Source organism: Pseudoalteromonas pernae, assembly GCF_039831865.1.
Classification (GTDB): domain Bacteria; phylum Pseudomonadota; class Gammaproteobacteria; order Enterobacterales; family Alteromonadaceae; genus Pseudoalteromonas; species Pseudoalteromonas pernae.
Window position 1 is genome coordinate 367,867 of sequence record NZ_JBDODM010000004.1, and the last position, 15,330, is coordinate 383,196.

Consider the following 15,330-nt stretch of genomic DNA (forward strand, 5'->3'; position numbering starts at 1 on the left):
AAAAACCAAAGGAACTTTGCATACATGCCCAAAGCGCAGTCCGGCGTTTGTGCGCAGGCAAACTTACATGGCCTGCATCTGTTTTTTAATGTCCTTGATGGCCATGATGAGACAGTTAAAAGCAAATTAGCTCAGCTAGTAGAATTGCAATCTGAGTATGATGACCGTTTCTCAGAAGCCATGGTCTCAAGCTTTGTTGCGATTGGCGCACAGTACTGGCCCCATTTTTATCCGCAAGCCATGCCCAATGAGCTAACAAGTTTCCCGAGTGTCTCGACTTCAGAACACAGCATTGGCGTGCAACCATTTGATTTGTTTGTGCAAATTCGCTCAGACCGAGAAGACGTGAATCACCTCTTTGGTCAAAGAGTGTTGCAGTTGTTAGCGCCTGATGTAGAACTTGTGGAAGATATCACCTGTTTCCGCTTCCTCGATGGGCGTGACTTCAACGGCTTTGTTTACGCGCCTGACACTCCCCACGGTCGCCAAAAAATGCTTACCGCATTAGTTGATGACAATGACCCTGATTTTGCTAAAGGCAGTTATGTGCATGTGCAGCGCTTTACTCATAACCTCAGTGCCTGGCAAGCGCTACCGGTTGAAGATCAAGAAATAGTGATGGGGCGCACGCGCCTAGATAGCGAGTTGCTGATGCCGCTCAATGCTAATAGCCATGCCGTGTGTACTGAACTCAAAGATGAAAAAGGTCAGCCACTATTACTTCATCAAGGGATGCCTTTTGGCACCATGAACAAGCAAGGTCTGTTGTCGGTAACCTGCTCTGCGACAGGGAATGCCTTTGCACAAATGTTGCGAAGCCAGTTAGGTGACCATGCCCACTATGATGGGTGGCTCGATTTTACTCAAGCTGATATGGGAGCTGCATTTTTTGCTCCCTCTGTAGAGTTTTTGAGAAGTCTAAAGGACCAAAGTGTGTAGCGTTCATCTCTACACACTACACATAAACGTGTTCTAGACGTTATCGAACAGCTTACGTACGCGCTCCAGCGTCATATCTATTTCTGATACTTTTGCTGGGGCGATAAAAATTGTATCGTCACCAGCGATAGTGCCCAATACGCCATCTGCTTTACCTAATGAATCCAGTAAACGCGCAATCAACTGCGCAGCACCTGGGCTAGTCGTGATGATAATCATCATTTCGTTGTGAACAATATCAATGACCAGCTGGCGAAGTGGCGACTTGGCTGTTGGCACAGCGAGTTCGGCAGGAAGGCAGTACACCATTTCTTGTTTGGCGTTACGGGTTCTTACCGCACCAAATTTACTCAGCATGCGCGATACTTTGCTCTGGCTGATATTGTCGAAACCTTGTTCCTTGAGAGCGTCGACAATCTCACCTTGTGAACCAAAGTTTTCCTCTTTAAGAATTGCCTTAAAGGCTTTTACCAAAGCTTCTTGTTTTTCTTGCGCTTGCATAATGTCATTCTTCTTTGCAAATTGTTGTAAATATTCTACCTAAGAAGTCAGTGTATTTCATCTTAGGTCAAACTTTACAGTTAAGTTTACGACTATGGTCGAGATTATCCTCAAAATAACGACGATTAATTTGTCTTTAGCGCCTATTTTCATTATCTTTATGGCCATCAATTAGTCATACGACTCAAATCTCTACTAACTAGTCTCGTTTTTTACGGAGAATTAAAATGAAAGTTGCCGTTTTAGGTGCTGCCGGTGGTATCGGCCAAGCGCTGTCTTTACTACTAAAAAATAGCCTTCCAGCAGGTTCTGAGCTTTCGCTATACGACGTAGCACCTGTTGTTCCTGGTGTTGCTGTAGACCTATCACACATCCCAACTGCTGTTACAGTTAAAGGCTTCGGTAAAGAAGACCTAGATGCTGCTCTGAGCGGTTGTGACATCGTTTTAATTCCAGCGGGTATGCCTCGTAAGCCTGGTATGGACCGTGCTGATTTGTTCAACGTGAACGCTAGCATCGTGCAAGCTCTTGCTGAAGGCATTGCTAAAAACTGTCCTAAAGCGATGGTAGGTGTGATCACTAACCCAGTAAACGGCACTGTGCCAATCGTTGCTGAAGTGTTCAAAAAAGCGGGTACTTATGACCCAGCTCGCGTATTCGGTGTAACGACTCTTGACGTTATCCGTGCTGAAACTTTCGTAGCTGAGCTTAAAGGTCTAGACGTAAGTGCGGTAAAAGTACCAGTGATCGGTGGTCACTCAGGTACAACTATTCTTCCACTTCTTTCACAAGTTGAAGGTGCGACTTTCTCTGATGAAGAAATTGCTGCATTGACTACTCGTATCCAAAACGCGGGTACTGAAGTTGTTGAAGCTAAAGCGGGTGGCGGTAGTGCTACACTTTCTATGGGTGCGGCGGCAGCACGTTTCTGCCTATCACTAGTGAAAGGCCTACAAGGTGAAGACGTAATCGAGTACGCATACGTTGAAGGCAACGGTGAAGATGCACAATTCTTCGCTCAGCCAGTACGCCTAGGTAAGAATGGTGTTGAAGAACTTCTTTCTTACGGTGAGCTAAGCGCGTTTGAGCAAAAAGCAAAAGACGACATGCTTGCAACTCTGAACAAAGACATCCAAGAAGGTGTCGACTTCATGAATAAATAAGCTAACTATATTAATTAGTTAGTCTTGTTTTAGACGCAGTTCTAGAACAACAAAAAGCCTCTGCAATGTGATTGTGGGGGCTTTTTTATGTTCGTTGAAAACTTACTAACTGGTATGACCATTTGCTATGGCAATAAAAAGACTTTAATTTTTGTCCATATATTCCATACTGATGTGAACAAATTTTGAGTCATTCATGGGCATTTTTGACAGCCTAGGGCGAATCTGATACCTTATCTGCACTTTTTGGTATGACCAATTTACCCAAAGCTAAAAATAACAATGTCATTAAAAGTCAAAGCAGCGAAACTTTCAGATGTGATCCTAGCGCAACTTGAGAACATGATTCTGGAGGGGTCACTGGCGCCTGGAGAGAAGCTTCCTCCTGAGCGTGAGTTGGCCAAGCAATTCGAAGTATCCCGTCCTTCGCTGCGTGAGGCTATTCAGAAGTTGGAAGCAAAAGGGCTAGTTACACGCCGTCAAGGTGGTGGCACTTTTGTAAAGAACCAACTTGAAGAAGGGTTGAGTGATCCACTGTTTGAGTTGATCAGTAAACACCCTGAGTCACAATTTGACTTACTTGAGTTCCGTCATGCCCTCGAAGGGATCGCTGCCTACTATGCAGCTTTGCGTGGTACTCAAACTGACTTTGTTAAGGTCAAAGAAAGTTTCGACAAGATTGCACAAGCCAGTGATGATTTGTCTGCGAAGGCCAAGGCCATCAACGCATTTCATTTTTGTATTGCCGAAGCATCACACAATGTGGTGTTACTGCACCTAGTGCGCGGCATGCAGGCTTTGCTAGAACAAAATGTACTGCAAAACTTGCAAGTACTGATGAAGAAAACTGCGGTGTCACAGCAACTTGCTGAGCATCGTCAAGTGCTGATGGATGCCGTCATTGAAGGGCACCCTGAAGAGGCACGTCTAGCAAGTAATGCTCACTTAGCATTTATCGAAGAAGCATTGCTTGAAGCAACCAGAGAACACTCACGCATTGAGCGTTCACTTAGACGTACCCGAGCACAATAAAATAAGCTGTAAGCCCCTGTGGAGCCATGCTCGCACGGGGGCTTTTTGGCATTTTAAATTCGTATTTTAAACATAAGGAAAACTCCATATGTCTGAAGTCAATAAAGTTGACGTAGACGCATTTGAAACCCAAGAGTGGTTACAAGCCCTTGAGTCTGTAGTGCGTGAAGAAGGCGTTGAGCGAGCGCAATTTATTCTTGAGCAAGTGTTAGAGCAAGCGCGTTTAGATGGCGTTGACATGCCAACTGGCACAACAACTAACTACGTTAATACCATTCCAGCAGACCAAGAACCTGCGTACCCGGGTGATGTAAACATTGAGCGTCGTATTCGTTCTATCATCCGTTGGAACGCGATCATGATTGTTCTGCGTGCGTCTAAGAAGGATCTTGACTTAGGTGGACACATGGCGTCTTTCCAGTCGTCAGCAGCATTCTACGAAGTGTGTTTTAACCATTTCTTCCGTGCGCCTAATGAGCAAGACGGCGGTGATTTAGTTTATTACCAAGGTCACATTTCACCGGGTATCTACGCCCGTGCATTTGTTGAGGGTCGTCTAACTGCTGAGCAACTAGATAACTTCCGTCAAGAAGTGGATGGCAAAGGTCTTCCTTCATACCCACACCCGAAATTGATGCCTGAATTCTGGCAATTCCCAACAGTATCTATGGGTCTTGGTCCAATTGCTTCTATCTATCAAGCACGTTTCCTAAAATACCTAGATGGTCGTGGTCTTAAAGACACGTCTAATCAACGCGTATACGCATTCCTAGGTGATGGTGAGATGGATGAGCCAGAATCACGTGGTGCGATTTCTTTCGCTGCTCGTGAAGGCTTAGATAACCTATGCTACCTAGTTAACTGTAACTTGCAGCGACTTGACGGCCCAGTAATGGGTAACGGTAAGATCATCCAAGAGCTGGAAGGTCTATTCAAAGGTGCAGGTTGGAACGTAATTAAAGTTGTGTGGGGCAGTGGTTGGGACAAACTTCTTGCTAAAGACACAACAGGTAAGCTACTACAGCTGATGAACGAAACAGTTGATGGTGACTACCAAACATATAAAGCCAAAGATGGTGCCTATGTACGTGAGCACTTCTTCGGTCGTTATCCTGAAACAGCAGCACTTGTTGCTGATATGACAGACGAAGAGATCTTCGCGCTTAAGCGTGGTGGTCATGAGCCTTCGAAACTATTCGCAGCGTTCAAATCAGCGCAAGAAACCAAAGGTCGTCCAACTGTAATCCTTGCGAAAACAGTAAAAGGTTACGGCATGGGTGATGCGGCTGAAGGTAAGAACATCGCGCACCAAGTTAAGAAAATGGACATGACGCACGTAGCGCACCTGCGCAGTCGTCTCGGTCTTGATGACTTGGTATCTGAAGATGATTTAGCAAATCTTCCGTACCTAACGCTCGAAGAAGGTTCGAAAGAATACGAATACTTACATGCCCGTCGTAAAGCTCTACACGGTTACACACCGCAGCGTCTTCCTAACTTTAGCGAAGAGCTGGCATTACCTCAGTTAGATGCATTCAAGCCACTACTTGAAGAGCAAAAGCGTGAAGTTTCAACGACCATGTCTTTCGTACGTACATTAAATGTATTGTTAAAAGACAAAGGCATTGGCAAAAACATCGTGCCAATCATTGCTGATGAAGCGCGTACATTCGGTATGGAAGGTCTGTTCCGTCAAATCGGTATTTATAACCCGCGCGGCCAGAACTATAGCCCAGAAGACCGTGACATCGTTTCTTACTATAAAGAAGACCAAGGTGGTCAGGTACTGCAAGAAGGTATCAACGAGTTAGGTGCAATGTCTTCATGGGTTGCTGCTGCAACATCATACAGCACCAACGATCTACCTATGATCCCGTTCTATATCTACTACTCAATGTTTGGTTTCCAACGTGTAGGTGACATGGCGTGGATGGCAGGTGACCAACAAGCACGTGGCTTCCTTCTAGGTGCAACGGCTGGTCGTACTACGCTTAACGGTGAAGGTCTGCAGCACGAAGATGGTCACAGCCATATTCTTGCAAACACAGTGCCTAACTGTATTTCTTACGACCCAACATTCGGTTACGAAGTTGCAGTAATCATCGAAGACGGTATCCGTCGCATGTACGGTGAGAACCAAGAAAACGTGTTCTACTACCTGACTCTGATGAACGAGAACTACCATCAACCAGCAATGCCAGAAGGCGCTGAAGAAGGTATTCGTAAAGGTATTTATAAGCTAGAAAGTTATACCGGCAGCAAAGGCCAAGTACAGCTTCTAAGCTCAGGTACTATCATGAATGAAGTACGTAAAGCGGCGCAAATTCTTAGCGACGAGTACGGTATTGCTTCAGACGTATTCTCAGTGACGTCGTTCAATGAGATCACGCGTGATGCGCAAGACGCAGATCGTTACAACATGCTTCACCCTGAAGCAGATGCAAAAGCTCCTTACCTTGCAACTGTGTTGGGCGACGCACCAGCAATTGCTGCGACTGACTACATGAAGAACTATGCAGAGCAAATTCGTGCTTTCATCCCAGCTGAGTCATACCGCGTACTAGGTACAGACGGTTACGGTCGCTCGGATAGCCGTGAAAATCTACGTCGTCACTTTGAAGTGAACGCAGGTTACGTGGTAGTTGCTGCACTGACTGAGCTAGCTAAACGTGGTGATGTTGAGAAGTCTGTAATTGCAGATGCAATTAAGAAATTCGACATCGACGCAGACAAGATTAACCCGCTGTACGCTTAAGAGGTTAGCAATGACTATTGAAATTAAAGTACCAGACATTGGTGGCGATGAAGTTGAAGTTACTGAAATTCTTGTGGCTGTTGGCGACAAGGTTGAAGTTGAGCAATCGCTTATCACTGTGGAAGGCGACAAGGCCTCTATGGAAGTACCTGCAAGCGAAGCGGGTGTAGTTAAAGAAATCAAGATTGCTGAAGGTGACACGGTATCAACGGGCACCTTGATCATGATTTTTGAAGGTGCAGCGCAAGACGCTGCTCCTGCACCAGCTGCACAAGAAGCACCAGCTGCAAGTGCGGCTGCAAGTGCGGCTGACGGCGCGAGTGTTGAAATTAATGTACCAGATATCGGTGATGATGAAGTTGAAGTCACTGAAATCATGGTAAGTGTTGGTGATACCGTTGAAGAAGAGCAATCAATCCTGAGTGTTGAGGGCGACAAAGCTTCAATGGAAGTGCCAGCGCCACAAGCGGGTGTTGTTAAAGAAATCAAAGTAAACGTAGGCGATAAAGTGAAAACCGGCTCGCTTGTGTTTGTCTTTGAAACTGCTGGCTCAGCGCCAGCGCAAGCACCTGCAGCTGAAGCGGCTGCTCCAGCACAAAGTGGTGGTGTTGAAATCAAAGAAGTTGTCGTGCCTGATATCGGTGGCGACGAAGTTGAAGTGACTGAAGTGATGGTCAGTGTTGGTGACAGCGTGTCAGAAGAGCAATCTATTCTGAACGTTGAAGGCGACAAAGCATCAATGGAAGTGCCGGCTCCTTTCTCTGGTACAGTTAAAGAAGTAAAAGTGAACGTAGGCGACAAAGTAAGCACAGGTTCGCTTATCTTCACCTTTGAAGTACAAGGCTCAGCGACTGCGGCTGCACCCGCGGCTGCAGCTCCAGCAAGTGCACCAGCGGCTGCGGCGCCAGCTCCTGCTCAAAAAGCAGGTGGCCCAGCGCCAGCGAAACGTGAAGACTTCGTAGAGAACAGTGACTATGCACACGCGTCACCAGTTGTTCGCCGTCTTGCGCGTGAATTCGGTATTAACCTTGCAAAAGTAAAAGGCACAGGCCGTAAGAACCGCGTTATAAAAGAAGACGTGCAGAACTATGTGAAAGAGCTAGTGAAGCAAGTTGAATCAGGCAATGCTGGCAAAGGCGGTAACGGTGCTGGTGTTGATCTTATTCCATGGCCGAAAGTGGACTTCAGCAAGTTCGGTGAGGTGGAAGAGAAGAAACTTTCACGTATCCAAAAACTATCGGGTGCAAACCTGCATCGTAACTGGGTGCATATCCCACACGTTACACAATACGATGAAGCTGATATCACTAGCCTAGAAGCATTCCGTAAAGAGCAAAACGCGCTTGCTGAGAAGAAAAAGCTAGGTGTGAAAATTACCCCTCTTGTGTTCGTTATGAAGGCAGCAGCGAAAGCGTTGGAAGAATTCCCAACCTTTAACTCGTCGCTATCAGAAGACGGTGAAAGCCTGATCCTGAAAAAGTACGTACACATTGGTATTGCAGTTGATACGCCAAACGGTCTAGTTGTGCCAGTAGTTCGTGATGTAAACAAAAAAGGCATCATTGAATTATCTCGCGAGCTGATGGAAATCTCTGCAAAAGCACGTGATGGCAAGTTAACGTCTTCGGATATGCAAGGCGGCTGTTTCACCATTTCGAGCCTAGGTGGCATCGGTGGTACAGCGTTTACACCTATCGTGAATGCCCCTGAAGTGGCTATTCTTGGTGTATCTAAGTCTGACTTTAAGCCGAAGTGGAACGGTAAAGAGTTCGAGCCGCGCCTAATGGTGCCGTTGAGCTGTTCATACGACCACCGTGTAATTGACGGTGCGTTGGCAGCACGCTTTACTGTGACGTTGGCAAATTACCTAAGCGATATTCGCAACTTGGTAATGTAAGACATCTTTAATCCCAGTAAACGGTTTTTACTGGGATTTTTATACATGGCAATGATACAATCTTTGCACAATTTTTGTGAGCAATGACCGTTTAATGAAATTATTCGTTATTGCTTCCCGTTCGGACAAAATAAGGTAATAGCATGAGCAACGAAATCAAAACACAAGTCGTTGTACTAGGCGGTGGTCCTGGTGGTTATTCTGCAGCTTTCCGCGCTGCAGACTTAGGTTTAGAAGTAACTCTAGTTGAGTCACGCAACACGCTAGGTGGTGTGTGCTTGAACGTTGGTTGTATCCCTTCTAAAGCACTACTTCACGTTGCTAAAGTTATTGATGACGCAAGCGAAATGGCGTCTCACGGTGTATCTTTCGGCAAGCCTGAAATCGACCTAGACAAAATCCGTGATTGGAAAGAGTCTGTAATCGGTCAATTGACTGGTGGTCTAGACGGCATGGCGAAGATGCGTAAAGTGAAAGTAGTGAATGGCTACGGTAAATTCACTGGCAGCAACACCATCGACGTTGATGGCACAGCGATTACGTTTGACAATGCTATTATCGCAGCGGGTTCTCAGCCTGTTAACCTACCTTTCATCCCAGAAGATGATCGTGTAATCGATTCAACTGGTGCTCTTGAGCTTAAAGATGTTCCTGAGAAACTACTTGTATTAGGTGGTGGTATCATCGGTCTTGAGATGGGTACTGTTTATCGTGCACTAGGTTCACAAATCGACGTTGTTGAATTTGCTGACCAGCTAGTACCTGCGGCTGATAAAGACGTTATCAAGATTTACCAACGCTACGTAAAAGACAAGTTCAACGTAATGCTTTCTACTAAAGTTGTTGCTGTTGACGCTAAAGATGACGGTCTATACGTAACATTCGAAGGTAAGAACGCGCCAGCTGAGCCAGTACGTTATGACAAAGTACTCGTTGCTGTAGGCCGTACTCCTAACGGTAAGCTTCTTGACGCTGACAAAGCGGGCGTTAATGTTGACGAGCGTGGCTTCATCAACACTGACAAGCAAATGAAGACAAACGTAGACCACATCTTCGCAATCGGTGACATCGTAGGTCAGCCTATGCTAGCGCACAAAGCGGTTCACGAAGGTCACGTTGCTGCAGAGGTTATCTCTGGTCAGAAACACTTCTTCGATCCTAAGTGTATTCCTTCAATCGCGTATACAGACCCAGAAATTGCATGGGTTGGTGTTACTGAGAAAGAAGCGAAAGAGCAAGGCTTGAAGATTGAAACTGCGGTATTCCCATGGGCGGCATCAGGTCGTGCAATCGCATCAGCGCGTACTGAAGGTCAAACTAAGCTTATCTTTGATAAAGACACAGGTCGTATCATTGGTGGTGCTATGGTTGGTATTAACGCAGGTGAAATGCTTGGCGAAATCGGCCTAGCAGTTGAGATGGGCGCAGACGGTGAAGACATCGCGCTAACTATCCACGCTCACCCAACGCTGAACGAGTCTATCGGTCTAGCTGCGGAAATCTTTGAAGGTTCAATCACTGACCTACCAAACAAAAAAGCAGTAAAGAAAAAGTAATTACTTTTTCACACTGAATAAAAAACCCGGTTTGATACCGGGTTTTTTGTGTGTGCTGGTGAAGCACTTTATGAGACTCTTTTCTTGCCCAGAGCTAACCAAGATGGCGATTCGAAGGCCAATAGCCTCTTTGGCACAAGTACATCAATTGTTGACACGCTTTGACAAAGTCTGAGCCATTTCTCTCAGATAACATGGCATCACTGAGTTGTTCCTCGGATAGCTTAGGCTTCACTTCTTGCAGTGCTTCAAATGTACTCAAAACGCGCTCGGATAAACCTTGGCGCTCTTGCTCTGTGTTCTCAACCCACACTGGCATGTATTCATAACAAATGACGCTATCGTCTAAATAGTGCATAGGTTGGCTAGCATTGCACTGCAAAAGCGTGCTGCTTAGCGACATAAAGCAATCGGTTCTATTCATGGCTTCAATTCCCTCATTAAGCCTGTGTTAATTTAAGTGGGTAGTTCAAAATATAGCCTAAATTTGCCAAGAGTTTATTACAGGCTATTACAAAGGCGAGGCGCAAAGGGGAAGGGGTAGCAGTTGAGAAACAGACAAAGCACAGCGAAAAGAAAGAGATGCATTACTTGATGCATCTCATTTGGGCATAAAAAGTTACAAATTAATTTTTATGAACAGGGATGTGAGTAACTCGGCAATAAAAAGTTTGTCGTCATACCAGATATGATATTGCACCAACGCTCGGTCGCTTTTGCTTGATAGCGAGAGGCCATGTCACCGTGCGTAAGTGCTTTTTTGTGCGCTGCCAAAGCAGTGTAGTGATAAGCAGCTAGAGTGTACTCATCTTGTGATGCAAAGGCTTCATGTACACTTTGGACATTCTCTAACGTGTCGTCAATAAACACCACGTGGCTTAAGAGCTGATCGGCGGCTTTACCTTGGTTGTATTGCTGTAAAAAACACACAAGATTTTTGCCTTTATCCTGACCTGCGAGATACATGACACCTGCGCGGTAGGAAATACTGCGCGTAGAACCTGAATCACACGACCTGTAAGGACTGGCCAAACTGCTTAAACCTGCAAATTTAGGGGCATATTTATCAATATGAGAAAGTAAGTTGGATGCAGAAGCAACGTGTAATTCAGTAAATTGGTCTTCTGTTGCGGAAATAGTTTGATTACCGCGCGCCGTTTCCACCATAAGATGAACCCCCATCTCAGCCAGCGACTTAAGCACCGTAGGGACATCGTCTTTGGTGTACACCATAGTGTTGAGTGCAAAGAGCAAGTCGGACGCTTCAATTAAATCAGCACTGTTATTGGCGATGCGCATAGGGTCATCGACTTTGATTAAATCACTTTGCCATGAATACCAGGCTGCGCCACCTAAATACTGGCAGTTATTTGGGTCCTTAGCGTTGGGACAGGCGATCATGGTAAGGGTGTCGTCATTGTCCATCACTACCAGAGTATTGGTCGGCTTCCCCCATGCAAGGACCTGCTCACTGAGGCTTTTAAATGAATCAGTCGCTTGCAGTGGCTTAGTGTTGCTTGCGTGTGCGCCAAAAGTGGCGCACCCCAAAAAGCAAGCGAGTATGAATCGCGCTCCTTTAATCACTAGCATGCTCCTTTTGCATCTTCGAGCATGTAGCTGGCAGCTTGAAATGCTAAAGCAGCAATGGTGAGTGTTGGGTTTCCAGTGCCTATCGTTGGAAATACACCGCTGCCAACCATATACAAATTGCTGTGATCCCATGATTGTTGGCGATGATTTAGCACCGATGTTTTGGGGTCTGAACCCATCCGGTAGGTACCAACAATATGCCCAGCACCATAAAACTTAAAGTTGTGTAAGGTGCCAGTAGTATCTCGATATTGAAAGTTATTCGATGTCGCATCTGGGGTATTGCTGAGATCAGGCTCCCCAGGATCTTGGGTGTATTCGGTAGCGCCCATCTTATTAAAAATTTCAGTGGTAATTTTCTTTGCCGATACAAAAGCTTCACGCTCATAATTCGAGGCTAATCGATAGGTCACTTTAGGGCGCGGCAAACCAAGGTTATCTTTGAGGGTATCCGATAACTCAACGCGGTTATCAGGATCCGGAAGCTGCTCAATTAAATACCCCAAGCGTAGTTGGCGGGTGTATACCTGATTAAGGGTTTGCACCAGTTGTTTGCCAAATAATTTGGCGTTCGCAGGCAGTTTGGTATTAAAGCGCAATGGCTGACCCTGCTCGTTTACTGAATCACCATTAAGTTGCGAATTATTTTGTCCAAACACAAAATCGGCGAGGGTAGTGCCCGGATCATTTGCGGCCCATTGCCATCCTTCATTACCTATTTCAATGCGGTAAGCGGAACGTTGATGACGAAACTCACCATCACGTAAAGACTCGACACCACCCGTTGAGAGAGGGCCGCGGTAGGGGTAAACGGGCTCTTTTGCTAATCCCCAGCCAAGATACATTATGTGGTCCATCAGGTTGCGGCCGACTTGGTCACTGCTGTTTGCCACACCGGATTCAAATCCAGGATTTTTGTTCGACATGAGCAAGAGTTTAGGGGTTTCTATTGCGTGGGCTGCAAGTAGGAATTGCTTCGCGGTGATTGAGCCTTGGCCGGTAGCAATGCCGTTTGCTGCGGTGTAACTCAGATAATCAATTGCACTGACTTGATGGGTATTGGGGTCGAGTTGAATATTACACGCTACATGTTGATACCAGATATCTACATTGCCCGTTTGTTGTGCTCTGGCCAGTGTCACCGTGGCATCATATTTAGCTTGAATGGGACAAATCGGAATACAGTTGGTGTTGCCCGCGCATTGACGACGCTCGCCGGGGCGAGAGTTGCGTCCCTGTGGGGTGGGTGTTACGTACACAGGATTACCTTCGTAACTCCAGCCGGTAACAGCATTCTGATAGGCCATATCTTGCATCGCAGGGGTGATCCCCGGCATCGGGTAGTCGTAGTTCGCGCCATACTGACCCGTAGGGTCGACATTAAATTGGCTGTACAGTTTGTCAATTTGTACTTTGTCACCAGCGACGTTGATTTCATTGACGGCCTTTTCATAAAAAGGCACAAGGTCTTGATAAAACTGTTCTCCCCCGGGCCAATCAACGCCCTGTTTATATAGAGTGTGCAAAGCGAAGTCTTGAGGGAATAAACGCAAGCAAGTGCCTAGCCAATGCCATGTGGTACCACCGCCGATACGCTCATATGAACTAGCGAAGGCAAATTTGGCATTGAGGCTCGTACCTGTGACACCTGGGTCCTGGTCTGGATAATCGAAATAACACTGCGTCGGTTTGCGCCACGAACCCACTTGCAACACAGTGTAACGAGGCGTGTTTTCTTTTGCTGGATCTGGCAACCCCAGTGGGTTATCAGCGCTGCTAGGCACCGCTGCTTGAGTGGCTGGCGGATAAGGGCTTTCGGGTGTTTTTGCTGCGGCTCTGTAGAAGGTGTCCATGTACTTGGAGCGATCAGCGGGTATAGCAGGACCTCCTTCTAGGATCAGTACTTTTTTACCTGCTTTACCCAATTCATAGGCGACAATGCCGCCACCAATACCTGCGCCAACAATTACCACGTCATAATCTGTGTTACTCATGATTGTGCTCCCTCATCATCATCGGTATTTCCTGTGTAGTCACTCAGTGGCGCCGGGGCTTGTGCCCAATAGCCATAGCGCAGGTCTGAATCTCCCATAGGGTGTGCTTGCATCACTTGCCAAACGAGTGCTTTGCTATAAGAGGTCGCTGACACAAGATCAAAATCAGTGCGGCTGTTGTCCGCTGCTACCGTCGGCCATGCACCCATATACCAAAGATAGATAAGCGCCCGACAGGCAAATATAAAATCAGACCCACGTGCATCATCAAGTAAATACTCCCCAATTTGTGTTGGCGTTTTCCCCTGGCTGCTGAGTACTTCATAGGCACTGAGAATATCGTTAGTAAGCCCCGCCTGATGAGCGTCGATTTTTTCTTGCCACACCTGTAGATACACGGTTTTCATGTCGTCAACATCCAGTGAGGGGGCAATGATGCTCTTATTAAAACCAGTGAGCAGTGCGCTGAGTTCGACAAAGTTAGTAATATCACTCATTGTTGCCTCCTTTTGCTTGGGCTCGCTGTAATAAATAGGTGAAGTCAGAGGGCTTGCCATTGGTCATGGTGGCATTGTTGTGGCAATTGATGCAGCTAGAGGATGTTTGTTTAACCTTGCCCTGAATGTATGTTTCCAACGTGGTGTTAGCGAGGAACTTAGGGGCGGGTGCGCCTGTGGGATCGGTCGTGCTGTTTGCGTCAGTCGGCCATTGGGTGCTGACGAGCTCATAATTAACCCACACCGAATCACTTTGCGCTTGTTGTAGCATGGCATGGTATTTTGCATTGAGGGCTGTGGTTGCTTCATCAATAGCTATAACGCGCTCAATTTGTGAGGGGGGCGTATTTTTATTACTCGGGTTCCAAGGGCGTGGCGGTGGTGTATTCACTGCGGTGCAGTCATCGCAATTGGCTTTGTAATAGTTGTAGCGAGATTTATCCGCAGTTTGGCCTTGAGTCGGTACATTGTCTATGTGTTCAAATGTAGACCATACCCACTGTGGTGTATCTTCCATCTTTGTGCCGATATGGAAACCAACTAAGCCCACAACTTGTTCTGAACAATGAGCTTTGACTCCTGCATTCTCATGTGGGTTGTCATACACATACGCTTTAGTGGTGTAAAAGGTGCTAGCCTCATCGCCTGCGCCGATGATTTTCCATGCGGCTTTGATCATGATGGCGCCATCTTTGCCAGTGGCTGTTTGTGGGAAGTCAGCCTCTTTGGCAAATTTACTTTGACCTTCTTGGTTATACAAAGCGTTATTAACGATGTAATTAAACATCACTTCGTTGGTGAGTATCTCGAAGCGGGTATACATGCCGTTTTGGTCAATCAGTGGCCCAGTTTGGAAAGGCTCGCCGCTTTCATCTAGTACGTTTGGGGTTTTGCCTACTTGAGACAGTAATATTGCATTACTCGGTGCATTGCATTCGTTAGGTGGTGGATTATGCTCCCCCCAAGCAGGCGGCGTTTTTCCTTGAGGTAAGAAGATGTCGCGACTTTCTTTATAATGTTGCCACACCACCATATCGCCTGATTGGCCAATCACTTTGGAGGAATCGGCTTGCCCATCTGCGGTTGCTGGCCAATTTAACGCAATAAAGGATTGCCACGAGAAAACATCGAACGCATGTTGTAGCGCGTCTAAAGAGCCTCCATCTGGGTTGATATTTACTGGAAGAATAGGACTCAGCGAACTGGTAGTGCCGACTTGAGGTTGCTTGGCATTAGTTAAGTATGCCGCTGCTGCACAGGCGCACACGATGGCGGCACTGAGAATGGAACGTTTCATAGGGGCTCCTTGAAACTATATTGTTAATTTTTGTAAAACAATTTATTTACAAACTTTTAACAGTGTAGTCCAAGGAAACCAAAAAGGAACATTACATCAGATTACATTT

Annotated in this window: 12 protein-coding genes; 6 read left to right on the forward strand and 6 right to left on the reverse strand. The window is 46.3% G+C overall.

Going from position 1 to position 15,330, the window contains the following annotated elements:
- The first annotated feature begins 24 nt into the window (after positions 1 to 24).
- A complete protein-coding gene (locus V1358_RS11965) occupies positions 25 to 939 on the forward strand; it encodes a Dyp-type peroxidase (RefSeq protein WP_347393680.1) in 915 nt (304 codons plus the stop codon).
- A gap of 33 nt (positions 940 to 972) precedes the next feature.
- Here V1358_RS11965 and argR read toward each other — a convergent pair whose 3' ends face one another.
- Positions 973 to 1,440 (reverse strand): transcriptional regulator ArgR, encoded by a 468-nt coding sequence (gene argR / locus V1358_RS11970; RefSeq protein ID WP_347391618.1) that lies wholly within the window; start codon positions 1,438 to 1,440, stop codon positions 973 to 975.
- Positions 1,441 to 1,667: 227 nt separating this feature from the next.
- On the opposite strand from argR, the gene mdh reads away from it, so the two are divergent.
- The 5 genes from mdh (at position 1,668) to lpdA (ending at position 9,843) form a co-directional block, all read left to right on the forward strand.
- A complete protein-coding gene (gene mdh / locus V1358_RS11975; RefSeq protein ID WP_347391617.1) occupies positions 1,668 to 2,603 on the forward strand; it encodes a malate dehydrogenase in 936 nt (311 codons plus the stop codon).
- A gap of 282 nt (positions 2,604 to 2,885) precedes the next feature.
- A complete protein-coding gene (pdhR, locus tag V1358_RS11980) occupies positions 2,886 to 3,635 on the forward strand; it encodes a pyruvate dehydrogenase complex transcriptional repressor PdhR (RefSeq protein ID WP_347391616.1) in 750 nt (249 codons plus the stop codon).
- An 88-nt stretch (positions 3,636 to 3,723) separates the two neighbouring features.
- Positions 3,724 to 6,390, forward strand: a complete 2,667-nt coding sequence (gene aceE / locus V1358_RS11985) for a pyruvate dehydrogenase (acetyl-transferring), homodimeric type (RefSeq protein WP_347393681.1) — start codon at positions 3,724 to 3,726, stop codon at positions 6,388 to 6,390.
- Between the two features lie 10 nt (positions 6,391 to 6,400).
- The gene (aceF, locus tag V1358_RS11990) at positions 6,401 to 8,287 is read left to right on the forward strand and encodes a pyruvate dehydrogenase complex dihydrolipoyllysine-residue acetyltransferase (RefSeq protein ID WP_347393682.1); all 1,887 of its coding nucleotides are present in this window, start codon (positions 6,401 to 6,403) and stop codon (positions 8,285 to 8,287) included.
- A gap of 143 nt (positions 8,288 to 8,430) precedes the next feature.
- A complete protein-coding gene (gene lpdA, locus V1358_RS11995) occupies positions 8,431 to 9,843 on the forward strand; it encodes a dihydrolipoyl dehydrogenase (RefSeq protein WP_347393683.1) in 1,413 nt (470 codons plus the stop codon).
- Positions 9,844 to 9,937: 94 nt separating this feature from the next.
- On the opposite strand, the gene V1358_RS12000 is transcribed toward lpdA, so the two are convergent.
- From V1358_RS12000 to V1358_RS12020, 5 genes are all read right to left on the reverse strand, one after another.
- On the reverse strand, positions 9,938 to 10,267 hold the full coding sequence (locus V1358_RS12000) for a hypothetical protein (protein WP_347391612.1): 330 nt from the start codon (positions 10,265 to 10,267) through the stop codon (positions 9,938 to 9,940).
- Positions 10,268 to 10,476: 209 nt separating this feature from the next.
- Positions 10,477 to 11,427 (reverse strand): DUF2608 domain-containing protein, encoded by a 951-nt coding sequence (locus V1358_RS12005; RefSeq protein ID WP_347393684.1) that lies wholly within the window; start codon positions 11,425 to 11,427, stop codon positions 10,477 to 10,479.
- The gene (locus tag V1358_RS12010; protein ID WP_347391610.1) at positions 11,427 to 13,427 is read right to left on the reverse strand and encodes a GMC family oxidoreductase; all 2,001 of its coding nucleotides are present in this window, start codon (positions 13,425 to 13,427) and stop codon (positions 11,427 to 11,429) included. Before V1358_RS12010 ends, V1358_RS12005 begins: the two co-directional genes overlap by 1 nt.
- On the reverse strand, positions 13,424 to 13,924 hold the full coding sequence (locus V1358_RS12015) for a hypothetical protein (RefSeq protein WP_347391609.1): 501 nt from the start codon (positions 13,922 to 13,924) through the stop codon (positions 13,424 to 13,426). Before V1358_RS12015 ends, V1358_RS12010 begins: the two co-directional genes overlap by 4 nt.
- Entirely contained in the window at positions 13,917 to 15,221 is a 1,305-nt protein-coding gene (locus tag V1358_RS12020; RefSeq protein WP_347393685.1) for a hypothetical protein, read from the reverse strand. Before V1358_RS12020 ends, V1358_RS12015 begins: the two co-directional genes overlap by 8 nt.
- Positions 15,222 to 15,330: the final 109 nt, after the last annotated feature.